The sequence below is a fragment of the Vibrio sp. 1CM23M genome (assembly GCF_023161755.1).
Lineage (GTDB): Bacteria > Pseudomonadota > Gammaproteobacteria > Enterobacterales > Vibrionaceae > Vibrio > Vibrio coralliirubri.
In genome coordinates, this window is sequence record NZ_JALNTR010000005.1 from 16,360 (window position 1) to 40,651 (window position 24,292).

Here is a 24,292-nt window from a genome sequence, read left to right on the forward strand (position 1 = left end):
AAAGACAGTATTAAATTGGAAAAAGCCGCGTTCATCGCGGCTTTTTGTTACCTACAATTCTTAACGCTTTATTTACAACGTCAATTTATAGTATAAGTAGCAATACGGTATAATGTGAGTTGAAAAGGATTTCGTTATTCATGAGATATACCCCGACACTAAAATTGAGCACTCGATTGGTCGCATTTGTCACCGTGATAGTGATCAGCGCGATGTTCATTCTTTTTATTGGTGGCACACTTTCCTTTAAGCGTATTGGACAAGAATATTTAGACCATTATTTGGTTGGCATTGTCGACGTTGTAGATAAAGAGATGGAAGACCCCGACGCCGCGTATTCAATGCAGCGCTGGATGCCTAAAATGTTGCAGGCGAGCAATATTGTTGAGATGAAACTCTCGAACAAGACCGGCATCGTTTATCGTTTCAAAGATACTTCCCCACAAATTGATCCCAATCGTCTTTATGAGAAAAGCTTCATTTTAGAGCGTAATGAAGGCTACCGAATCGAATTTAAAGCGCTTCCTCCTTATATTGGCTACAACTACTCAATGGAAGCGATGTGGTCAATTACTTTGGCTGTCGCATTGGTCCTTTTCTGTCTTGCTCGCGGTGTTCGTTGGTTGAAAGAGCAACTCATGGGTTCTGAGATTTTGGAAGAGCGAGGAAGAATGATCTTGGCCGGTCAGGTTGAAGCTCATGCAAAGGGAGATGAGCGAGAGTGGCCTTATACCGCAAGTGAAGCCTTAGATGTCTTGATTGAAGAGCTGCAAGATGCTCGTCAAGAACGAAGTCGTTTCGATACATTTATTCGTACTCACACCTTCCTAGATAAACTCACGGGAACGGCAAACCGAGTTTTATTCGATAATAAGCTGGAATCGGCCTTGCATGAAAGTGGCGCACGAGGCGGTGTGTTACTGATACGTATCGACGAATGGGAGCAAGTTAGTGATGCTAACGACAAGCAAGCCACTGACGGCTTTATTATTGAAGTCGGTGAAGTACTGTCGAATATCGTTCAGCGTTATCCCGATGTCATCTTTTCTCGTTATTACGAAGCGGACTTTGCTGTATTTATCCCTCATCAGGGCGCAAAAGATATTGCGACCTTGGCTGCTCAGTGTTTAAGGCAGTTAGATAAGCTAACCCCGCCAGAACCTTTGGAATCGGATAACTGGTGTCATATCGGTGTGACCATGTATACCGAAGGTGAGCGTCATAGCCAGATCATGGATGAAACGGAAACGGCATTAAAGAGTGCTCAGTTAGAGCGTATTAATAACTGGAGCCGCTACCCGAAAGAGAATAAGAATGAGCTTGATAGAGGCAGTGTTCGTTGGAGAACATTACTTGATAAAGCGCTGCTTCCTGAAAATTTAGTAATCTTTGCTCAGCGGTGTTATCTTATGCCGGAATCTGGTCAAGCCAATGAATTACATAGAGAAATATTTACTAGAATTCAGGATTCTGACAAAGGTTTATTGAAATCGTCTCGATTTATGCCTGCGGTAGAGCAAGTGGGTTATCAAGCTCAAATGGACCAATCGGTTCTAAAGGTTGTGTTGAAATCTCTGAAAGAATCAACTCAATCGATTAACTATTCGGTGAATCTGAATGTTACCCCGTTTGCTAATAAACAGCACTTTAAGTGGTTTAGGAGTGAGTTATTACAGCTCTCTGCTCAACACCGATCTCAGCTTGCGTTTGAGTTTTCAGAAGGGCACTTGATTGCTCATCTTGATTATATGAGACCGGTGGCAAAGATGCTGCGGGGTTTAGGGTGTAAAGTTGTGGTCGGCCAAGCTGGACGAACCATTGTTAGCACTCACTATATAAAGGATTTGAAGGTTAATTATATTAAGCTTCATCGAAGCCTAATAAAGAAAATCGATCAAAGGCATGAGAACCAACTGTTTGTTCGCAGCTTAATTGGGGCGTGTGGTGATTCTCCAACTCAAGTTATTGCCGTTGGAGTCGAGACAAAACAGGAAAAGAATACCTTGATAGAGTTAGGCATTAACGGCTATCAAGGAAGATATTTCGACGAAGAACAACAAATTATCCCTTTGCCTAATCAAGCAGAAAAGGCCGCGAAAGCGGAATCTGTTGTCAAAGTTGGACGAAGAAATCGATGGCGTAAGAGTAGTAGTTAAGAATGAATTTTAAAGCGATTTTAGACAAAATAAAGCCAACGAATAATAAAGGTAGCTCGCAAGTTGTCTTGCTGGGCAATGACGCCATTTATATTTCATCGACAGAACAAGATCCTCAAGTAGCCAGCATTCCAGTGGTTAATGGGGACTGGGAGAGTGCGCTAAAAAAATCGCTTAGCAGTGAGGCGTTTACCAGTAATAGCGTCCAACTGATTGTCTGTGCTAACTACTACCAAACCTACCAAATTGATAAACCGGACATTCCAGAGAGTGAATGGTCGGTAGCACTGCCTTTTTTACTCAAAGATCTTGTTTCAGAAAGAGTCACGGAAATTACTGCGAGTGCGGTCGCGTTACCAACGTCGAACAAGCTGCAAGTATATGTCCTGCCTAAAAAGCTGTTGGACAAGCTTTTGAATATCACTAATTCGGCTCAGGTTGAATTAATAGGTGTTGCTCCTGAAGATGAAATCTGGGGTTACAGTGCAGGCGAACTGTCTAATTTCATTCTTTTACAACGTAGCGTCAATTCACACTTTAAATTGGGTGCCTTTGTCGAAAATACCGTTTGTTTTCAAAGAACCATCCGCAGTGTTGTCCCACCTTTAACGGGTGTTGCGTCAAGTGCTCTGCAGTTAGATGGCCTCGCTTTAGAGCTTCAACGCTCGATTGATTACCTTTCTTCTCAAATTAAAGGCACCCAGCTTCACCAGCTTAAAATCTGTTGTGACGAAGAAGATGAAGCAGAGTTACAAAGTGCCTTAAACAGTACATTGAGCTCGACAGTTTCATTGTTGGTTGAAGGTGAGCGTGATAATTCAGAGAGTTTGTTGGTTAAACTCGCAGCGGAAAAAGAGACGTTTAAGGTCAATCTTTACCCAGAACACCTTAAGCCTAAAAAAGAATATTTTACGCTGACCAATGTTGTTGCGAGCTGGGGAGTAGTTTGTGTTTTGCTGCTTGGTGGTTACTTCGCAATACAGTATCAAGTTTCTAATCTCGATAAAGAACTAACAGCCCTGCAACAAGACTCGAATCAACTTAACAAGCAAGTTAACCAATTGAATAGTAAGTTAACTCAGCATAAACCGTCGCCAGAGAAAGTCGCGGCGGTTGCGCGTCTCAAACGTGAGACTGAGGCTAAAAAAGAGGCTTTGAAGGCTGTTGGGCAATACGACGAATCCCAACAAGTCGGGTATTCTGGCGTCATGAATTCCTTAGCTAAATTAGGCCGAAATGACATCTCTCTTTCGCACATCTACATGACCCACGATACTTTAGATCTTAGTGGCTTGGCTCGTAACGCAAATGTCGTTCCGAACTGGATTGGTCAGTTTAAAAGTGAGCTTAATTTAGTCGGACGCACTTTTGAAAAACTAAAAATTGGCCGTAATGATCAGGATGTGGTGACGTTTGAGCTAAGTACTCGTCGGGAGAGTAAATAATGCAGCAGTGGAACCAGCTGAGCGATAAGTTTCTTGCATTAAGTCAAAGAGAAAAATGGCTACTTTTTGTGTGTGGTTTTGTTGGCCTATCGATGTTGTTGTTCACCTTATTGGTTGAGCCTGCGTATCTCGATCTACAAGCTAAAAATGCCAAGGCGACCAGCCTGACTCAATCGAATCAAAGGCAGCAAGGTGAGTTACTTGTTCTGCAAGCTAAGTTAAACAAAGACCCAGACAAAGACATTAATCGAGAGTACAAAAAGCTGCTACTGGAGAGCCAAGATTTCTCTCTTCAGCTTTCTCAGATTGTCGATGGATTAATCACACCTTCTCAAATGTCGCAGTTACTGGAGAGCGTTCTTAACGCCGGTAATGGACTAAAGCTTGAATCGCTAGAGTCATTAAAACCAGAAGCGATTTCGAACAATAAAGAGACCAGCGAATATTCAGGCTACTTTCTTCACCCTGTAAGAATGGAGCTAACCGGCAGTTACTTTGATATCTCAGCATACCTTCAAGCACTTGAGTCTTTACCTGTGAGTTACTACTGGCGCACATTTGAATACTCAGTAGAAGAGTATCCCAAAGCTCGACTGGTGTTCGAGGTTTACACATTAGGTACTAGACAGGAGTTTATCGGTGGTTAGAACTCTTTTGTTGTCCTTGCTATTTAGTAGCTCTTTTGTGTGGGCTGAGCAAGATCCCACGGCGCCACTAGGCTGGCTTTCACCTCAACAGAAAACGGCGCCTGCTAAGAAAGCACCAACTCGTTATCGCTTGCCTTCTTTAGAAAGCATCGTGTGTAAGGGAGATACGCCTTGCTATGCGATTATGAATGGTCAGATTCTCGGACAAGGGGAAACGATCAGAGGGTACCGAGTTAAGAACATAGATCCAGAATACGTCACTCTGCAGAGAAGCTCTAAGCAGTGGAAATTAGAGATGTTCTCTTTAGATGTTAAGAATAATTAAGGTTAGAGTGAAGACATGCGTAAACTTGTAGTAGCAATCCTAGTGTCATCTTTAGTCGGCTGTTCGATGGGGCATAGAGATCCTGTTGAGATTAAAGAGTCTTTAAACGAATCAATTAATGAAGCCAATAGCAGAGCGCTTCATGAGCTGCCTTCGTCGGTTCAAGATGACCTTATGCCACAGCTTAATTCTGACTCTATGTCTCCGGGTATGGAAACGGTTAAGCGTTTTCGTATTCAGGCAAAAGGCGTTGAGGCGAGAACCTTTTTTGCCAGCTTAGTGAAAGGTACGGAGTATAGTGCGGCTATTCACCCAAGTGTGTCTGGAAACCTTACGCTTAATCTAACGGACGTGACGTTAGATGAGGTACTGGCTGTTGCTCAAGATATGTATGGCTACGATATTGAAAAGCGTGGCAAAGTGATTCAAGTTTATCCTGCCGGTCTTCGCACCGTAACGATCCCTGTCGATTACTTACAAGTTAAGCGTTCTGGTCGCTCACTAACGACGATCACCACAGGCACGATCTCTAACTCAGATTCGAATTCATCGAGCTCTTCAAACTCGAATTCGAACTCAAACTCGTCAAATTCATCTAACTCTTCTAATTCATCAAACTCGACATCGAATGGTGGTACAGAGATTGAAACGACCTCTGAAAGTGATTTTTGGCCACAGCTTGAAGCGGCGGTTGCTCACTTAATTGGTTCGGGTGATGGGCAAAGCGTTGTCGTGACCCCGCAAGCGAGTGTGATTACAGTGCGTGCTTACCCGGATGAAATTCGTGAGGTTCGAGAGTTCTTAGGTATTTCTCAACAACGCTTGCAGCGTCAAGTGATCCTAGAAGCAAAAATCATGGAAGTAACCTTGAGTGATGGTTACCAGCAAGGTATTAGCTGGTCTAATTTATCTAAGTCGATTGGTAGTGGTGGTGTGGTTATCGACCGTCCTGCAAGTACATTACCTCCATTAGATGCGATCAGCTCTTTGTTAGGCGGACAAACCAACGTAACGATCTCAGATGGCAGTTTCGAAGCGGTATTGAGCTTTATGGATACTCAAGGTGATCTGAACGTTCTATCAAGCCCACGAGTCACCGCGGCAAACAACCAGAAAGCGGTTATCAAAGTGGGTACCGATGAGTACTACGTAACAGATTTATCAAGTTCGGTAGGCAGTGGTGACAACGCGAATGTGGCGCCTGAGGTTGAACTAACTCCGTTCTTCTCTGGTATTTCTTTAGACGTGACCCCTCAGATAGATGACAAAGGTAGCGTGTTCTTACATGTTCACCCAGCCGTTATTGAAGTAGAGGAAGAAGTGAAAGAGCTCAACCTAGGTTCAACAACGGGCTTGGTGCAACTTCCTTTGGCGAAAAGCTCTATTCGTGAATCTGACTCAGTGATTCGAGCTCGAGATGGCGATGTTGTGGTGATTGGTGGTTTGATGAAATCCAACACCAGTGATGTAACCTCTAAAGTCCCATTCCTTGGTGATATCCCAGCACTTGGCCATTTGTTCCGTAACACCAATCAGTTAACGCAAAAAACTGAGCTCGTGATCTTGCTTAAGCCAACGATCGTGGGCGTGAATACTTGGCAGAATGAGTTGGAGCGTTCACGTGATCTTCTTCAACAGTGGTTCCCTGATGAAGAGTAGTTGCTTACTTTCTCTCTATAGAGTGGCAGTGTCTCACTAAGCTAGGTCGTCGTATGTATCAAGCTCACTTTGGTTTTGAACAACTGCCATTTACCTTAACGCCGAATACCGATTTCTTTTATGGTTTAGCGCCTCATTTCGAAGCGATTCAGACGGTAATCTCGGCGTTGGAAATGGGCGAAGGCGTGATTAAGGTGACCGGAGAGGTAGGCACTGGAAAAACAATGGTTTGCCGGATGTTGGTCAATCACCTACATGACTGTACCGCTCTGATCTACTTACCAAACCCTGTGCTATCAGGGGCTGACTTGCGCCAGGCGGTTGCAACAGAGCTTGGTTTAACTGTCGATAATGAAGCAACCTTGGTTGATAACATTCAGCATAAGCTCATTGAGTTGCACAATTCTGGTTTAAGAGTAGTGGCTATTCTTGATGAAGCTCAGGCTCTATCGGATGAAGCGCTCGAAACATTAAGGTTGTTTGGTAACCTTGAAACGGAAGATAAAAAACTGTTGCAGATTGTTCTATTAGGGCAGCCAGAATTGGATGCTCGCTTAGAGGCTTACCACCTAAGGCAGTTTCGCCAAAGAATCACATTTAGTTCGACACTGAGACCGCTGACTCTCGATGAAACGGTGGCCTATATTGATAATCGAATCGCTAAATCTGGTGGCAGCCCTGAGTTATTCAGCTTGAATCAAAAAAAGGCGATCTGTCGTTCGTCGTTAGGTATCCCTAGATTGATAAACCAACTTTGCCATAAGGCTCTATTGCTTTCGTTCAGTGAAGATAAGAAAAGTATCGACAACCAACATCTTTTTTCAGCCATGCATGAAACGTACGATGTGTGTAAGCCTAAATTTAAAACGCCAATACTGTGGGGTTGGAATTAATTATGAGCGTCATTAACAACGCCTTGTCTGAATTGGCAAAGAAAAAGTCAGCGACTTCGATTGAAGCGGCAGTCGTACCTAAAGTAAAAACGCGTTCCCCCCTAGTTTGGGTTGTTGCAGGTTTTACTTTGAGCTTAGCGATGGGCGGTTGGGCGATATCGCAAGGCCCTGTGATTGATCAGTCTATTGTTGAGCAGTCAATCTCAACTCGAGATTTACAGGTTCAAGTCTCTGTCGTTGATGATTCAAATGGCATCCAGGAAGCCGCTCAACCTATCTCATCGCCAACCAAGAAATTGGTGACGCTAGACTCTGCAAGTCTTTCTGCAGAAAACACCGTGATGGTAAAAAGCGTTCAAGCTAAGTCAGTTGTATCTGACTCGGTTGCCGCACCTGTCCCAAAAGCGACAAAACAGCAAGCACCAACGAAAGATCTAAGCGCGCCTAAAGCGACTAAAGCTGAAGCTCCCCAGCCGATTTACGTTGCTAGTGTGGCAAAAAAAGATCCCACGCCTATCTCTAATGAGCCTGAAGCCTCTGGTGATTCAGAAAATAGCGGAATGTTGATCGAACAGGTTGAGTTAACTCCGGAGCAGCTATCTGTGAATGCACAAGGTCGAGCGCAGAAAGCGCTTGATGCGAACGACCTTACTGGTGCGTTGAAGGGCTACACTGAAGCTCTACGCTACACGCCACGAAATGAAGATGTCCGCCAGAAACTTGCGATTCTCTATTTTGGTAAAGGCGATACTCGCAAAGCCTATGAGCTTTATCAGTCTGGTATCAAGCTCAACATCAACAGTGAAAAACTGCGATTAGGGTTATCTAAACTGCTGGTTAAAGCGAATCAATCAGAAGCGGCGCTGAGCCCTTTAGTACACATGCCTCCGCATCCAACTCAAGAGTATCTAGCAATGCGTGCGGCGTTGAGCCAAAAATCACAGCAAGAAGCAATCGCACTGGAGAGTTATCAAAAGTTGGTTGAAGTCGATTCAGATAACGCTCGCTGGTGGTTGGGCTTAGCGATTCAGCAAGAACGCCAGTTAGACTTCGCTGCAGCAAAACAATCATATCAAGGTGCGTTGACTCGAGTCGGTATCTCATCTCAATCACAAAGCTTTGTGCGTGACCGATTAAAAATACTCAATGCTTTAGAGGAGAGCGGCGATGCAAATTAGATTAAGAAAAAGACTTGGTGATTTGCTTGTCGAAGAAGGCATTATCACTGAGGCTCAAGTTGAACAAGCACTGGCCGCTCAGAAAAGTACTGGGCGTAAGCTCGGTGATGCGCTAATTGAGCTTGGCTTCTTATCAGAACAGCAAATGCTGAGCTTTTTGTCGCAACAGTTAGCGATTCCTCTTATTGATTTAAGCCGAGCTGTTGTCGATGTTGAAGCAGTACAGCTTTTGCCCGAAGTACATGCTCGTCGCCTTCGCGCCTTAGTGATTGGACGCCAAGGTGACACTTTGCGTGTTGCAATGAGTGACCCTGCTGATCTGTTTGCCCAAGAGTCTTTGCTTGGTCAGCTCGGCGATTACGCGCTGGAATTCGTTGTTGCTCAAGAGAGGCAATTGGTTGATGGCTTCGATCGCTATTATCGAAGAACCAAAGAGATTGCCTCGTTTGCTGAGCAACTTCACGCTGAACACCAAGTTAATGATGCATTTGATTTCGATATCGCAGAAGAAGATAGTGATGAAGTTACCGTCGTTAAGCTGATCAACTCGCTATTTGAAGATGCTATTCAGGTTGGTGCTTCGGATATTCATATCGAGCCAGATTCAAACGTATTGCGTCTTCGCCAGCGTATTGATGGTGTGCTGCATGAAACATTGCTGAGTGAGGTGAATATCGCTTCTGCACTTGTACTGCGCTTGAAGCTGATGGCAAACCTCGATATTTCAGAGAAACGTCTTCCTCAAGATGGTCGCTTTAATATCCGAGCTAAAGGTCAGTCGGTTGATATTCGTATGTCTACCATGCCGGTACAGCACGGTGAATCAGTGGTTATGCGTCTTCTTAACCAATCTGCTGGTCTACGTAAATTAGAAGAGTCGGGCATACCGAGTGATCTGTTGGTTCGTCTGCGTCAACAACTGCGCCGCCCACATGGCATGATTTTGGTTACCGGCCCAACCGGTTCTGGTAAAACCACAACTTTATATGGTGCGTTAAGCGAGCTAAACGAACCGGGTAAAAAGATCATTACCGCGGAAGACCCGGTGGAATACCGCCTTCCTCGTGTGAACCAAGTTCAGGTAAATCCTAAGATCAACCTCGATTTCTCGACTATATTGAGAACCTTTCTACGTCAGGATCCCGATATCATTCTTATTGGTGAGATGCGTGACCACGAAACCGTTGAGATTGGCTTGAGAGCAGCACTGACCGGTCACTTAGTATTAAGTACGCTGCATACCAATGATGCGGTAGACAGTGCGTTACGTATGATGGATATGGGTGCTCCGGGTTATTTGGTCGCGAGCGCCGTTCGAGCAGTAGTCGCACAACGATTAGTTCGTAAAGTGTGTACCGATTGTAAGGTTGAGGATGAGTTAGATGAACCTCGTAAGCAATGGCTGAGCGTTCGTTTCCCTAACCAAGTGGGTGTGCCGTTTATGAAAGGCCGTGGCTGTCAGAACTGTAATTTAACCGGTTACCGTGGGCGTATTGGTGTATTTGAAATGTTGGAGCTAGAACAAAACATGATGGATGCACTAAGAGCGAATGATGCAGTTGGTTTTGCTCAAACGGCGAGACAGTCTGAAAACTACAAACCGTTATTGGCTTCTGCGATGGAACTGGCTCTGCAAGGTGTTGTGAGTCTCGATGAGATCATGCATCTTGGCGAAGGTGATGCTTCTGGTGCCACCGACCCAATTTATCTGTAGGGGTAGAGTGATATGCCAACGTATCGTTATGTAGGTCGCAGCTCTGATGGTAGCCAAGTAAGTGGTCAATTGGATGCGAATAACGAAGATCTTGCTGCTGAAAGTTTGATGAGCAAGGGGATCATTCCAACCTCTATCAAACTGGGTAAAAGTGGCGGTTCAGTCTTAGATATGGATGTATCGAGCCTGTTCTCTCCGAGTGTACCTTTAGAGGTGTTGGTTCTGTTTTGTCGACAGTTATACAGCCTAACCAAAGCCGGCGTACCACTATTACGGTCGATGAAAGGACTTACCCAAAACTGTGAAAATAAGCAGTTGAAGGCTGCTCTCGAAGAAGTGGTTGCTGAGCTTACTAATGGTCGAGGGTTAGCGGCATCGATGCAGATGCACCCTAAGGTGTTTAGTCCGCTGTTTGTATCTATGATTAGTGTTGGTGAAAACACGGGTCGTTTAGATCAGGCTCTGCTGCAGTTGGCTGGGTATTATGAGCAAGAAGTTGAGACTCGCAAGCGAATCAAGACCGCGATGCGCTATCCAACCTTCGTGATTAGTTTTATCTTGATTGCGATGTTCATTCTGAACATCAAGGTGATTCCACAGTTCTCGAGCATGTTCGCACGTTTCGGTGTCGACCTTCCGCTGCCGACTCGTATATTGATTGGTATGTCGGAGTTCTTTGTTAATTACTGGGGCTTAATGATCGGAGTGATCTTTGGTCTTATCTTTGCTTTTAAAGCCTGGGTTAATACAGACAAAGGCTTGGAGAAGTGGGACCGATTACGTTTGAAGATGCCAGTGATCGGTGGCGTTGTGAATCGAGCGCTGTTGTCACGTTTTTCACGTACCTTTGCCCTGATGCTAAAAGCCGGTGTACCACTAAACCAATCGTTAGCATTATCGGCTGAGGCTTTGGATAACCGTTTTCTAGAGTTGCGAGTTCAAGCCATGAAATCGGCTATTGAAGCGGGTAGTACGGTGTCATCTACTGCTATCAACAGCGAAATTTTCACACCGCTGGTGATACAAATGATTTCAGTTGGTGAAGAGACGGGTCGTATTGATGAGTTGCTGCTTGAAGTGGCTGATTTTTATGATCGCGAGGTCGATTACGATCTGAAAACCTTAACCGCCAGAATTGAGCCCATTTTGTTAACCATCGTTGCGGGCATGGTGCTGATTTTAGCACTAGGTATATTCTTGCCGATGTGGGGAATGTTGGATGCAATCAAAGGCTAGGGAATGCTAAATAACCTACAACGCTCACGTTTTGTTATTTGGACTGTGGTTATTCTTTTTCTTATTGTCGGTGTGCTTTCGGCATTCAAAACGGTAGAAGAAGAAGCGACTAACACGGCATTTATCGTCGCGAGCAAGCGGATTTTAGAACAAGCCAATTTGTTCAAACAGCAATATTTGTTATCGGGTGTTGGGCAAGAAGAAGGCTCGGAACCCTCAAAGGTCTATAGCAGAACTGGATGGATAATGCCTATCCAAGGTACGAAGCGAGACTGCAACTATTGGCTGGATCAATTATATCCTCAAGGGAACATTTTAGGGCTAAGCTCTCCAAGTATTGAAGATAAAAGTGATAACATACACTTTCACTGCAGCTATCATTATACTGATAAATATCAGATAGATATATTGCTCGAAAGAGAAAGGTTTAGTGTGAAAGCCAATATTTTGGCTTTGTGAAAATATTGACAGTTTTTTTATGGTTTTATACGAGCGTGAATGTATAATGCGCGTTAATAATTAGATGAGTAGGTAGAAAATGCTTAAGAATCAAAAGGGTTTCTCCCTTGTCGAATTAGTCATAGTGATCGTAGTCGTTGGTTTATTGGCGGTTGCCGCCCTACCTCGCTTCTTAGATGTGACAGATGAAGCCAAGAAATCAAGCATTGAAGGCGTTGCTGGTGGTTTTGCGACGGCAGTACTGTCGGCAAGAGCACAGTGGGAAGCAGAAGCTAGGCCATCAGAGAAGATAGGTGTTGAAACATACAATACTGTAAACTATGATGGTGTTGATTTTTGGTTAACAAGATCAAAGAACAGTAACAACGTCGAGACCGACTTTCGTGATGGCTATCCGTGGACTCTGAACAACAATTCGAGCACTGCGCCACAAGATATTTCAGATGAAACATGTTCTGAGTTGATGGAAAACTTGCTGCAAAATCCACCTAAAGTTGGTGCGGTTTCAGATGTCGCTAATGACTCAAATTACAAATATTCAGCGCAAGCGAATTCAGGTGATGCAACCTGTACTTACGTTCAATTAGAAGGTAGTACCGAGCATGAATTTGTTTACGAAATTAAAACTGGTCGTGTGACCGTAACTTTGCAGTAAGTCTGCGTAAAATTAAACATAGAGAGAGCTTAACTATGAAAAGACAAGGCGGTTTCACCCTAATCGAACTAGTGGTTGTAATTGTTATTCTAGGTATTCTTGCTGTAACTGCGGCACCACGTTTCCTAAACCTGCAAGGCGATGCTCGAGCTTCATCTTTACAAGGCTTAAAAGGGGCCATGTCTGGCGCAGCAGGTATTGTATATGGTAAAGCAGCAATTGAAGGTGTTGAGTCTGTAAGTGCTGCTGCTGGTACTGATGTTGATGGGATTATTACGTATTTTGGATACCCAACTGGCACTGCTACAGGTATTGAACGAGCTGTTACTGGTCTAGAAGAAGATTGGGATTCTGCTGTGTCTGGTGCAATTGGCGCTCCTGCTCAATATTATGCTACTTTTACTGCAGACCCTGAATTGACAACTGCAGCTACTATTATTGAAACCGGCTGTTATGTTGTATATACCGAAGCTTCAGGTACTGGTGTTGATGAAGCACCGTCAACAACGGTAGTTGATACAGATTGCTAATATAGATTTTTCTATTGAAGGCCAGCATTTGCTGGCCTTTTTTATTCAAGTTATAAACTAGAATTAGGATTGAAACTCATATTAGAAACCTTCATTATTCTGACTCTATCTTGTAATGTAGAGCTACTAAGAGTTACTTGGGGCATTTATGAATGCAAAGCTAAACTGGGGGTTTACCTTAGTAGAATTAATTGTAGTTGTTCTTTTGCTGGCTATTGTTTCTCTAACTGCGATTAGCCGCTTTAGTGGAAGACAGAGTTATGAATTGTATGCTCTTCAAGAACAGACATCTTCTGTCATCCGACAAATTCAGCTCAATCGAATGCAGTCTAATATGGATATGTCCGTAGCTGGTGCTGAAAGCTTACGTTTAGTGGCTGCGAACAATTGTATCGGTGCACAATCTGCTTGTGACAACACATCTGAAACAAGAAGTGATGTTATCGCTAGTGATGATTATAGTTTCTCATCTGTACCAACCTCTAGCTACACTTCTCCAATCGAATTCAACCTTTTAGGTAACCCTGAAAATACTGCCTCATCGGGTGTTCAAATTACCATCTCATCGAATAATAGTTCCGACAGAGCTTGGGTTTGTATCAATTCTCAAGGTTTTGTTTATCCAAGTAATCAGGTATGCCCATGAAGTACGTAAATAGTGGCTTTACGCTTATTGAGTCGATCATTGTTATTGTACTACTTGGTTTTGCAATGCTCGCATTTTCTACTTTTCTTGCACCACAATCCGCGCTTTCAGGGCAAGTGAATTATTCCAACCGAGCTTCGGCATTAGGTCAAAGTATTATGACCGATCTGTTAGCTCGAGATTACGGAGCGGTGAGCTCTGGTACTCCAATTGAACTCGGCAGCACTTATACTAATTTTGATGTGGATTTGGTCGTTGCCAACGATACGCCAACCGCTTCGATGCAGAAATTTACGTTAACAATCACCGCAAGCAATAATCCTCCTATTACCTTAGTTGCTTATAAAGGGGAGTATTGATGAAAGGGAAAGGATTTACGCTCATAGAGATGATTTTAGCTATTGTCATCTCAAGTATCGTCTTGCTTGGTGTTGCGAATTTTACTGAACTCGGTATGAGAGGCTATTTTGGCTCTGTAGAACGTTTTCGACTACAAACCGAAGCTAGATTTGTATTGGAAAAGCTTTCTCGTGAAGTGAGACATGCTGTACCTAATCTGTTTCCTGCTTCTGTAAGTAGCGGTTGCGTATCATTTTATCCAATTGTTGATTCAGGTTTTTACGCTACCTCGGGGGCCGATATTAATTTCTTAGTTAGTGATACTGGAGCGACAAGTAGTTCATTACAATCTATGTCATTGGTTATCAATCCGACTAGGCCACATACAGATATCAGCAACCTCAATAATATATACCCCCTTGATAGTGTGGTTCCTCCAAGCGTATCTGCTGCATACTTTTCTATTCCAAATGGAGTTAACAATCTTGTTAGTGAATCTGTAGGTAAAAGACACTACATTTTTGACTCAAATAACCTTGTGGAGTATTGCCTTGCGAATAGTAATTTACTAACTCGTAATGGTGTCACAATAAGCGATCGAGTTATGAGTGAGAATAGTACTCTGAGTTATCAACCTGCGGATGTTCAGAGTAACGGTGTTGTTAAGTTGATTCTCGAGTTTGCAGAAAATTATGAGTCCACAGTGTTTGAGCAAGATATACAGGTGATTAATGTCCCGTAAAGCAAGCCAAAGAGGTAGTGCGCTAGTCATGGTCATCTTTGTTATCGTGGTGCTTGGTTTCTTAGCGACAAGTTTGAGTCGAACGAGTTGGTCTGATAATGATTCAAACACTCGAGTTGTACTTGGCACACAAGCTTGGTTACTCAGCCATTCGGTTAATGAGTATGTTATGACTCAGTTTTATCCGGATCCTGATCCTCAGGCTTCTTCTGCCGTTGCTAGTGTTTGTAGCAGCAATGATCTTCAACCAGGAGGTGGGTTTTTTACGGTAGCAAGTTCTATGGTTGATGAAGCTTCAATGAACTGCTCTCTTGAGTTAATGCAGTGTTCTAGCCGGGGAGAGCTTGATGGCTTTGTTTTTTATGTCTTAGAGTCTTCGGTTGTTTGCGGCTCTGGTGTGAGTCAAGTTCAGCGTAATCAAGAAGTTTGGGTGAGAGAGTAATGAGCATGTTTCGAAAACTAGTTGGCGTACTGACTCTTTCTCTATTGAGTGTCAGTGCTCATGCTGAACTTTTTCCGGGAGGGACTTGTCCTAGTGCCAGCGTACAAACATGGAGTGGCAGTGGTGGAGAAGTTGAGTTTAAAGAAGATAGTTATGTTCGCAACTCCGCAGGCGTTGGGTTTAGTTCTATAAAGAAGAACCACGATGAGTCTTGTGGACGGAGTGCTTGCTCTGCCGATAGTTCGAAAATTCTAACCCAATCACCTAATTTTACGATTCCAAATAACGCTATAGACATTGAATCACTGCCTGGTGTTCCCAACTATATTTCTGGTAACAAGATCAAGCTAGAGGATTGGCAAAGTATCGTTGTTCCAAGCGGGGTTTACTTTTCGTCGAAAGAAATTGAACTGAAGGATGATTCAAGCCTAAGAGTTTCTGGCGATGTTGTTCTCTATGTTGATAAGTTCAAGATGGAACATGATTCCTTCATTAGTTACAACAGAGGGAACAGTGGGAATGAATTCTTCTTGGTTGGTACAGATAAGTCTCACATTAAAATTGAAACGGACAATAGTGTTTACGCACATATCGTTTCTGATGACCATATTGATTTAGAAGAGGAAGTTTATTTTACAGGTACCATAACGGGTAAAAAAGTACACTTGAAGGAGAACTCTATCTTAAACACGCAGCTTCCAGCGAATTGCGACCATGAGTCGCCAGTATATTCCAATGATGCCCAGTATGAATTTGGCGTAGCAAGTTGTGTTGGTGGAGAGTGTCAAATTGATTTTAAAAAGGACTATGAGATCACACCTCTTGTTTTTGTGATGCCGACTTCTGATGAGAGTGCATTAGACAGTGATGCACCTGCATCTTTGTATGTTGAAAGTATCTCCAAATTGAATGCAACAATCAGACAAGTAAGGGCTTTATCAAGGGACGATAGCAATCGTCCATGGCAAAGTCGGCCTATGACAGAAGTTTCTTACTTTGTTATGGAACCGGGGACTCAAACTATTGCTGGACATCGAATCGTCGCAGGTTATACATCAACAAAAGCGAAAGCGGCTAGATTCAGTGGTAATAGCTCGGTATCTGTCAACTTCTCTTCTTTTGGTTTTTCTCAGTTCACTCATCGTCCTGTTGTATTACACCAGTTACAATCAAGAAATAATGCTAACTGGATGACATCAGGACAGTTAAGACCAACGAGATCAGGAGTTAGACTTTTTATTGAGCTGGGAGCTTCGTCAAATACAATCCAGCAAGAGGAAACTATTGCCTTTCTAGCGGCAGAGCCAACCAACCAGCCTCTTGTAGATGGCATGTATCAGTTTGAATTTGGTACCAATACTTCTGTTTCTCAAGGTGAGTTCACGTCACTCTATGATGGCTGCAGAAGGCTCAAGTCCACAGGTTTATCCTCTATTGACGGTATTCTTCTCAAGAAGCAAGAGCGGGCGGGAACACATGGTGGTTGGCTAAGGCGCTGTCAGTTAAACAGCAATCAATACAGTGTTGTTATGGACGAAGACTATACGAGAAGAGGACACATTGTTGAAGATATCGGATACTTTGCGTTTGAAAAAAATATTGAGCTTCCTCCAGTTTGTTCAGTGACACCATTTGCCGTTCAATCTTGGGATCACTCTAGTAAACTATCTTGGACATCCAATACTCAAGCTATCCAGATCAACGGGACATATAACCGCTCAGGAGCAATCGGTATTCGGTTAGACCCTTCAAATAATATTCAAGGGAACGATAGTCAGTGTGACGGGAGCTCTTGTGTTGAATCTGATGCGTTGTATGTATCTTCTCCTGATGTAATTTCTGTTGATTGGCCTGTTAACCAAAATTTCCAACCGGGTTCAGGGCAGCATCAACTTTCAGATAATCAAGCCTACAATACTGTGACTTCTTCTGGAGGCGGTACAATTACACTTACTGGTGGCTCCTATCGTATTGAACATTTAGAGATCATTGCAGGCAGTCGAATGAATTTAACGCAGGATACTGAAATTGTAGTCAATACTTTCACTCTTACCGACTCATCAACCTTCAATACAAATGGGCATTCACTGAGGGTTTGGGCTGAAAATAATGGTGCGTCTAAGGCGTCCGTTTCTGTTGCTGATAACCTCAATGCTGACGTATTTAGCCGAGATTCTGTTACTGTCTCTAGTGGACGAGGGGTCATCAATGGTCGAGTCACAGCCTTTGACGTAACCCTTTCTCCAGACGGAAAGATCATTAATAATGACCTGAGCTGTCCGGTTGAAACGTCGGACTATGAAGTTGTTTTGTCTCCGGAAATCGATATTGCTTTAACTTGCGAGGCGATCACAGCGACTGCGAAGGTTTACAATAATAAGGTCATTGACACTTCGTTCAACGGAACTGTTACTTTGTCTTCAAATGGAAATACGCTTGATACAGCAATGGCTCAATCTGGCGTAGCGACATTCTCTGTTGACTCTAATGTTGTTCAAACAATCGACGCAATGGCTAGTATTACGATCACCGGGCAAGACTATGTATCTAATACTGTGAACTATCAGTTTGTTCCAGAACGTTTTGAAATTTTGCCAACCCCTTTAAATCTCATAGCTGGTCGATCGCAAGCTATTACTATCTCCCCACTAGAATGTGATGGAGGGGGAACACCTATCTCAGATACGAGCTACTTGGGTGATTCGGAAGTGTCGTTATCGAATGTTTCTTATATTTATCCAGGTGTCCCTTTGAATTCAGTATCAATTGAAATACTCGATAAAGATGGCGACTGGATCAGCTCTCCAAGCTCTGGTGTTACACCTCTTGGTCTAACTTTCGTTTCTGAGAGTGGGAAAGTGGTAGCGAACTCTGAAATTAAATACGCAGAAGCTGGACAGGTAACATTCACTCTCAGTGATAAACAATGCATCACCGATGAAGATGGTGTTGAGAAGTGTAAAGAATATACAGGCACGAAAGAGGTCAAATCTCGACCTTGGACATTTGCTGTGTGTCCTCCTTCAGGGACTACAACTGGTGGTGATGCATCAGGTGGTTCTAAATTTATAGCCGCTGGAGAAACATTTAGTTTGTATGTTAAGCCTGTTGTGTGGAGCAGCACATTAGATATTGTCGATTCAGATTCTGGAGAAGCTTTACGGTTGCACCAAAAGAAAGAACCTAGCGCTAATCCGTTTTGTTCACTTGATGTAACCAACAACTTTTTTATTAATAACTCGACTCTAAATACAATTGTAGGGCTAGCGAACTCTTTAGCGACACCAAGCGGTGGAGAGCTTGGTGATGCTTATCTGGAGAGTGTAAATAGTTATGCTTCTACTTCTGAATTAGAGTTTTCCAATGTATCCGTGACGGAAGTTGGCAGTTTTCATTTTACGGCTTCAACTAGTAATGCATTCTATAACGGTATTCTTAATGGTATAGATGATGGTGCTAGAGAGTTAGGGCGCTTTTACCCTAAGTATTTTCAGACAGTTGGTACTCCAATTTGGGATTATCCAGACGTTGTTTCTGTTGTGTCAGGAAATCCGGTTGAGCAAAGTTTTGCTTATATGAATCAGCCGTTTAATGGTGTCGAATTTGAAGTTGAGGCGCTAAATGCTCTAGGACACGCGGTTGAAAATTATGCATCATTTGATGCTATGTTAACGGCGGGCTTCTCATTATTTGAGTCAAACTTTGGTGATCGCTTTAATTCTCCTGTGCCCAACAAAGTGTGGACGGCTACTGATAATAGAAGTATTGGTACTTTTACATTAAGTGAAACTTCTCCTTCAACTGACTGTGATTCAGAACTATGCCTCGAAAAATTATCAACGGCCAATAATTATGAGGATGGTCCTTACAACGGTACTAATGGCAACCCAACAGATATATCAATTACTCACACTGGTTCTGCAAGTGATGACCCGGTTGTTTATCAGGATGAAGGAGAGGGTAGAGATCCCCAACTCCTAACTGTGCAGCCTGATATTCGCTTTGGTCGAATGGACTTAGACGATGTTGGTGGCAATTCAGGAGCAACAATTACTATTCCTCTAAGAGCGAAGTATTGGAATGGCAGCCGCTTTGTTCTTAATAAAGATGATAATGCTACAAACGTCGCAGCTTCTACGAGTGCTAGCGATGTTATTTGGTCTGAAAATGATAGCCCGACAACTACAGCAACACTCGCTGATGGTGGTCCCGTTTCTAGCGGAGAGTCTCGTAGCCTGACGGCTTCTCAAGGTGAAGGTGTAAATGTCCGTGAGCAAGTGCAGTTGTGGCAAAGTATGGATGATACGCCATGGCTTAGATATCATTGGGATCACGATAAAGCTTCGGATGTGAATGGAGAACAAGATCCCTCCACCGTCGTCACATTTGGTATCTACCGCGGTAACGATCGTGTGATCTACCGAGGTGAAAGTGGCTTAACAGGTCAGTAATAATATAATTTTTGCCCCTTAAGTTAGGAATCTGTAAGAAATTGCGGGTTTCAGTCCATGTTTGTACTTCAATGCCTTGCCGTAACAGCAAGGCATTGGTACATTTAGTGCAATTTTTGTCTTCTAATTCTTGCAGGATGAGCGAAGAATATGTTTAAAAAACTTCGTGGCATGTTTTCAAACGACCTATCGATTGATTTAGGTACAGCCAATACCCTTATTTATGTAAAAGGCCAAGGCATTGTTCTTGATGAGCCTTCAGTTGTAGCTATTCGCCAAGATCGTGCGGGTTCTGCAAAGAGTGTCGCTGCTGTTGGTCACGCTGCTAAGCAAATGCTTGGTCGTACGCCAGGTAACATCTCAGCGATCCGTCCAATGAAAGACGGTGTAATTGCCGACTTTTACGTAACGGAAAAAATGCTTCAGCACTTCATCAAACAAGTGCATGACAACAGTGTGCTTAAACCAAGTCCTCGTGTTTTGGTTTGTGTACCTTGTGGTTCAACACAGGTTGAGCGTCGTGCTATCCGTGAATCAGCGCTAGGTGCTGGTGCTCGTGAGGTTTACCTAATCGATGAGCCAATGGCTGCTGCGATTGGTGCTGGCCTACGTGTTTCTGAGCCAACAGGTTCAATGGTTGTTGATATCGGTGGTGGTACTACTGAAGTTGCAGTTATCTCACTGAACGGTGTGGTTTACTCGTCTTCTGTTCGTATCGGTGGTGACCGTTTTGATGAAGCGATCATCAACTACGTTCGTCGTAACTACGGCAGCTTGATCGGTGAAGCGACAGCAGAGAAGATCAAACACGAAATCGGTTCAGCTTACCCTGGCGATGAAGTAGAAGAGATCGAAGTACGTGGTCGTAACCTTGCTGAAGGTGTACCTCGTAGCTTTAGCCTAAACTCAAACGAAATCCTTGAAGCACTTCAAGAGCCTCTATCTGGCATCGTATCTGCAGTGATGGTTGCACTTGAACAGTGTCCACCAGAGCTGGCTTCTGATATCTCAGAAAACGGTATGGTACTAACAGGTGGTGGTGCACTGCTTAAAGACCTTGATCGTCTGTTAACAGAAGAAACAGGTATCCCTGTTGTTGTTGCAGAAGAGCCATTAACGTGTGTTGCTCTAGGTGGCGGTAAAGCTCTAGAGATGATCGACATGCACGGCGGCGATCTGTTCAGCGAAGAATAATATCTAGTGTTAGGCTCTTTTCTTATCTAGTTTTATGTAAAGAGCCTAGGACCTTGTCTATAGGATCAAATGTAGCTCTAGGACCAAATATAGAATGAAGCCAATTTTTGGTAGAGGTCCCTCTCTACAATTGCGCCTGTTTTTTGCTGTAATTTTATCAGCCAGCCTTATGCTGGCTGATAGTCGTTTAGATGCTTTCTCAAATGTTCGCTATCTATTAAACAGCATGGTTGCGCCTATTCAATATGCAGCCAACTTGCCTCGCACTATGTTCGATGGTGTTTACGACCGTTTTAGCACTCGCAAAGGGTTAATTGAATCCAACCATAATATTAAACGAGAAGTCTTGCGTCTGAAGAGCGAGCTGATTCTGCTTGAGCAATATCAAGAAGAAAACAAGCGTCTTCGTAAGCTTTTAGGGTCTCCGTTTATCCGTGATGAGAAGAAAGTCGTCACAGAAGTTATGGCGGTAGACACTTCACCATATCGTCATCAAGTCGTGATCGACAAAGGTCAGATTGATGGGGTGTATGAAGGTCAACCGGTGATCAACGAAAAAGGCATCGTTGGCCAAGTTACTTTCGTTGCTGCTCATAATAGTCGTGTTCTACTACTCACTGATGCGAACAATGCGATCCCTGTGCAGGTTATTCGTAATGACATCCGTGTGATTGCTTCGGGCAATGGCATGATTGATGAGATCCAGCTAGAGCACATTCCAACCAGTACCGATATACAAGAAGAAGATCTGTTGGTGACATCGGGTCTTGGTGGTGTATATCCAGAAGGTTATCCAGTCGCCTATGTTACTGCCGTTGATTACGACCCGAAACGTGAGTTCGCTGTGATTAAAGCAGAGCCTGTGGTTGAGTTCGATAAGCTCAGGTACCTGCTGCTTGTATGGCCTGATGAAAACAAACAGATGCAAGCGGATCAATCGAGCATAGAACAAGCATTGTTAGAGGGCGAAGATGGCCAATAGCGTTTTGAGAAGCAAGGTAGTAATTTTCTGCTCATTTTTAATAGCACTGATTCTGCAGACGATCCCTTGGCCTGGTAGCTTAGATTTATTTAGACCATCTTGGTTACTGCTGGTTACGTGTTACTGGGTTCTGGCTCTACCGCATCGTGTTAACGTGGGTAGTGCTTTGATTCTAGGCTTATTGTGGGACCTTTTGATCGGCTCTACTCTGGGTATTCGAGGCATGATGATGGCAATAGTGATGTACATTATTGCGATGAACTTCCTCGTCATTCGTAACATGGCGTTATGGCAGCAAGCGATGATCATTGCCGCGTTAACGGTCTTGTTTGAGGTGTTGATCTTCTTTGGTGAATATTTGATCCAAGATGTTGTTTTCAATCCGTTATCGTTATGGAGCGCATTGATAAACTGTATACTTTGGCCTTGGATGTTTTTATTAATGAGACGCGTGCGTCGCCATTGGCATGTGAGGTAGCGTGACGATGGAAAAGAAACATTTAGTTTTGGCATCCGGTTCTCCACGCCGCAAAGAATTGCTATCTCAACTCGGTTATGAGTTCTCTGTCCTCGTAACCGATGTTGAAGAGTGTAAACACGCTCAAGAAACCGCCGAAGAGTATGTTAAGCGACTATCTTTAGATAAAGCTTTAGCTGCGTTGTCTTTATTGAAAGATAACCCTTCTGAAAGGCAGCATGTCGTTCCTAGTTCTGATACTGTAGATCATGACTCTGATATAGTCGTTCTTGGTTCTGACACAGTCGTCGTAAGCCAAGAGCAAGTGCTTGAGAAGCCCACTGATTTTGCTGACTCTAAGCGCATGCTTACTCAGTTAGCGAATGAACGTCACCAAGTGATGACGGCGGTTTCTGTGGTTTCAGAAGAAAAACAAAGAACAGAAATCATTATTACCGACGTATGGTTTAAACCCCTCAGTGAAAAAGAAATAGAACAATACTGGCAAACAGGGGAGCCATGCGATAAAGCCGGTAGCTATGGGATCCAAGGTTTGGGCGGACGCTTTGTCACCCGAATCGAAGGTAGTTATTACGCCGTTGTCGGCTTACCTTTATTTGAAACGGACCAGCTACTGCAAGAATTCTTATAATTACTAATCTGAGGTGCACCATGAGTGCTGAATTGTTGCTGAACGTGACCCCGAGTGAAACTCGTGTGGCCATGATTGAAGGGGGGGCTCTTCAAGAGATCCATGTCGAACGAGATGCTCGACGCGGTATCGTAGGAAATATCTATAAAGGACGTGTAAGCCGTGTTCTTCCGGGAATGCAGGCGGCTTTTGTGGATATAGGCCTTGAGAAAGCAGCTTTTTTACACGCCTCTGATATTGTCCCACACACTGAATGTGTCGCTGAAAACGAAAAGAAGCAATTTCAGGTTCGTGATATTTCAGAGCTTGTTCGTCAAGGGCAAGACATTGTGGTGCAAGTGGTCAAAGACCCTCTTGGTACTAAAGGTGCCCGCTTAACCACTGATATTACTCTACCGTCTCGTTATCTGGTATTTATGCCGGGCGCAAGTCATGTTGGTGTATCTCAACGTATCGACAGCGAATCTGAACGTAACCGTCTTAAAAAAGTCGTGTCTCGTTACTGTGACGAACACGGTGGCTTCATCATCCGTACCGCAGCCGAAGGTGCAGATTCCAATGAGTTGGCACAAGATGCCGCATTCTTGAAGCGATTATGGCTAAAAGTATTAGAGCGTCGTGGTAAGCACAAGGCGCGTACTCGTTTGTATGGTGAGCTTTGCTTAAGCCAGCGTATCTTGCGTGACTTTGTCGGTACTGAGCTGAGCAAGATTCAGGTCGATTCTCGTCTAGAATATGAAAACCTAAAAGAGTTCACCTCTGAATATGTGCCTGAGCTGACAGACAAGCTTGAGCTCTATGAAGGTGATAAGCCTATCTTTGATATGTACGATACCGAGAACGAAATTCAGCGTTCATTGGATCGTAAAGTCGAATTAAAGTCTGGTGGGTATCTGATTATTGACCAAACTGAAGCGATGACCACGGTTGATATCAACACTGGCGCGTTTGTTGGTCGTCGTAATCTAGAAGAGACGATTTTCAACACCAACGTAGAAGCGACTCAAGCGATTGCTCGTCAGCTGCGTCTACGTAACTTAGGTGGCATCATCATTATCGACTTTATTGATATGTTGTCTGAGGAACATCGTAAGCGAGTACTAACTTCTTTAGAGGCTGCGCTCGACAAAGACCGTGTGAAAACCAATATTAATGGCTTCACGCAGCTTGGTTTGGTTGAGATGACTCGTAAACGTACTCGTGAAAGTATTGAGCATATCCTGTGTTCGAGCTGTCCTGCTTGTGAAGGCCGCGGCAGTGTGAAGACAGTTGAAACCGTTTGTTATGAAATTCTTCGAGAGATCACGCGAGTGAATCGTGCGTACGACGCCGATAAATTTGTGGTCTATGCGGCAGCTGCCGTAGCTGAGGCGTTAGAGGGCGATGAATCTCATGCGCTTGCGGAGCTTGAAGTCTTTATTGGTAAGCAAGTTAAAATCCAGGCTGAGCCTCTGTACATACAAGAGCAGTTTGATGTTGTTATGATGTAA

At 43.7% G+C, this 24,292-nt stretch carries 22 protein-coding genes; all 22 read left to right on the forward strand.

What is annotated here, in order from left to right:
• The first annotated feature begins 140 nt into the window (after positions 1-140).
• The 22 genes from csrD (at position 141) to rng (ending at position 24,292) form a co-directional block, all read left to right on the forward strand.
• Complete coding sequence (gene csrD, locus MSG35_RS16035; RefSeq protein ID WP_248384532.1) at positions 141-2,156, forward strand: RNase E specificity factor CsrD; 2,016 nt, start codon at positions 141-143, stop codon at positions 2,154-2,156.
• A 2-nt stretch (positions 2,157-2,158) separates the two neighbouring features.
• Positions 2,159-3,601, forward strand: coding sequence for an MSHA biogenesis protein MshI (locus tag MSG35_RS16040; protein ID WP_248384533.1), 1,443 nt, complete (start codon positions 2,159-2,161; stop codon positions 3,599-3,601).
• Positions 3,601-4,248 carry a type 4a pilus biogenesis protein PilO gene (pilO, locus tag MSG35_RS16045; protein WP_248384534.1) on the forward strand — a complete coding sequence of 216 codons (648 nt, stop codon included), beginning with the start codon at positions 3,601-3,603 and terminating at the stop codon, positions 4,246-4,248. The genes MSG35_RS16040 and pilO overlap by 1 nt, the downstream gene beginning before the upstream one ends.
• Complete coding sequence (locus MSG35_RS16050) at positions 4,241-4,573, forward strand: hypothetical protein (protein WP_017061346.1); 333 nt, start codon at positions 4,241-4,243, stop codon at positions 4,571-4,573. The genes pilO and MSG35_RS16050 overlap by 8 nt, the downstream gene beginning before the upstream one ends.
• A 15-nt stretch (positions 4,574-4,588) precedes the next feature.
• Positions 4,589-6,232 carry a pilus (MSHA type) biogenesis protein MshL gene (mshL, locus tag MSG35_RS16055; RefSeq protein WP_086971235.1) on the forward strand — a complete coding sequence of 548 codons (1,644 nt, stop codon included), beginning with the start codon at positions 4,589-4,591 and terminating at the stop codon, positions 6,230-6,232.
• Between the two features lie 53 nt (positions 6,233-6,285).
• A complete protein-coding gene (locus MSG35_RS16060) occupies positions 6,286-7,125 on the forward strand; it encodes an AAA family ATPase (RefSeq protein WP_248384535.1) in 840 nt (279 codons plus the stop codon).
• 2 nt (positions 7,126-7,127) lie between these two features.
• Positions 7,128-8,303 (forward strand): MSHA biogenesis protein MshN, encoded by a 1,176-nt coding sequence (locus MSG35_RS16065; RefSeq protein ID WP_248384536.1) that lies wholly within the window; start codon positions 7,128-7,130, stop codon positions 8,301-8,303.
• The gene (locus tag MSG35_RS16070; protein ID WP_248384537.1) at positions 8,293-10,017 is read left to right on the forward strand and encodes a GspE/PulE family protein; all 1,725 of its coding nucleotides are present in this window, start codon (positions 8,293-8,295) and stop codon (positions 10,015-10,017) included. Before MSG35_RS16065 ends, MSG35_RS16070 begins: the two co-directional genes overlap by 11 nt.
• Before the next feature lie 12 nt (positions 10,018-10,029).
• The gene (locus MSG35_RS16075) at positions 10,030-11,253 is read left to right on the forward strand and encodes a type II secretion system F family protein (protein WP_248384538.1); all 1,224 of its coding nucleotides are present in this window, start codon (positions 10,030-10,032) and stop codon (positions 11,251-11,253) included.
• A gap of 3 nt (positions 11,254-11,256) precedes the next feature.
• Positions 11,257-11,712, forward strand: coding sequence for an MSHA biogenesis protein MshF (locus MSG35_RS16080; RefSeq protein WP_248384539.1), 456 nt, complete (start codon positions 11,257-11,259; stop codon positions 11,710-11,712).
• Between the two features lie 79 nt (positions 11,713-11,791).
• Positions 11,792-12,367 (forward strand): prepilin-type N-terminal cleavage/methylation domain-containing protein, encoded by a 576-nt coding sequence (locus tag MSG35_RS16085; RefSeq protein ID WP_048618134.1) that lies wholly within the window; start codon positions 11,792-11,794, stop codon positions 12,365-12,367.
• A 35-nt stretch (positions 12,368-12,402) separates the two neighbouring features.
• Entirely contained in the window at positions 12,403-12,897 is a 495-nt protein-coding gene (locus MSG35_RS16090) for a type II secretion system protein (RefSeq protein ID WP_172380416.1), read from the forward strand.
• Between the two features lie 148 nt (positions 12,898-13,045).
• Positions 13,046-13,543, forward strand: coding sequence for a prepilin-type N-terminal cleavage/methylation domain-containing protein (locus MSG35_RS16095; protein WP_172380417.1), 498 nt, complete (start codon positions 13,046-13,048; stop codon positions 13,541-13,543).
• Positions 13,540-13,902, forward strand: coding sequence for a type II secretion system protein (locus MSG35_RS16100; protein WP_172380418.1), 363 nt, complete (start codon positions 13,540-13,542; stop codon positions 13,900-13,902). Before MSG35_RS16095 ends, MSG35_RS16100 begins: the two co-directional genes overlap by 4 nt.
• A complete protein-coding gene (locus MSG35_RS16105) occupies positions 13,902-14,624 on the forward strand; it encodes a prepilin-type N-terminal cleavage/methylation domain-containing protein (RefSeq protein WP_172380419.1) in 723 nt (240 codons plus the stop codon). Before MSG35_RS16100 ends, MSG35_RS16105 begins: the two co-directional genes overlap by 1 nt.
• Entirely contained in the window at positions 14,614-15,066 is a 453-nt protein-coding gene (locus MSG35_RS16110; RefSeq protein WP_172380420.1) for an MSHA biogenesis protein MshP, read from the forward strand. The genes MSG35_RS16105 and MSG35_RS16110 overlap by 11 nt, the downstream gene beginning before the upstream one ends.
• A 5-nt stretch (positions 15,067-15,071) precedes the next feature.
• Positions 15,072-19,517 carry a DUF6701 domain-containing protein gene (locus MSG35_RS16115; protein ID WP_248384540.1) on the forward strand — a complete coding sequence of 1,482 codons (4,446 nt, stop codon included), beginning with the start codon at positions 15,072-15,074 and terminating at the stop codon, positions 19,515-19,517.
• 150 nt (positions 19,518-19,667) lie between these two features.
• On the forward strand, positions 19,668-20,711 hold the full coding sequence (locus tag MSG35_RS16120) for a rod shape-determining protein (protein WP_017062957.1): 1,044 nt from the start codon (positions 19,668-19,670) through the stop codon (positions 20,709-20,711).
• 94 nt (positions 20,712-20,805) lie between these two features.
• On the forward strand, positions 20,806-21,693 hold the full coding sequence (gene mreC, locus MSG35_RS16125) for a rod shape-determining protein MreC (protein WP_004735927.1): 888 nt from the start codon (positions 20,806-20,808) through the stop codon (positions 21,691-21,693).
• Complete coding sequence (gene mreD, locus MSG35_RS16130) at positions 21,683-22,171, forward strand: rod shape-determining protein MreD (protein ID WP_017061361.1); 489 nt, start codon at positions 21,683-21,685, stop codon at positions 22,169-22,171. The genes mreC and mreD overlap by 11 nt, the downstream gene beginning before the upstream one ends.
• A 7-nt stretch (positions 22,172-22,178) precedes the next feature.
• Positions 22,179-22,802, forward strand: coding sequence for a Maf family protein (locus MSG35_RS16135; protein WP_248384541.1), 624 nt, complete (start codon positions 22,179-22,181; stop codon positions 22,800-22,802).
• Positions 22,803-22,822: 20 nt separating this feature from the next.
• Positions 22,823-24,292 (forward strand): ribonuclease G, encoded by a 1,470-nt coding sequence (gene rng, locus MSG35_RS16140; RefSeq protein WP_017061363.1) that lies wholly within the window; start codon positions 22,823-22,825, stop codon positions 24,290-24,292.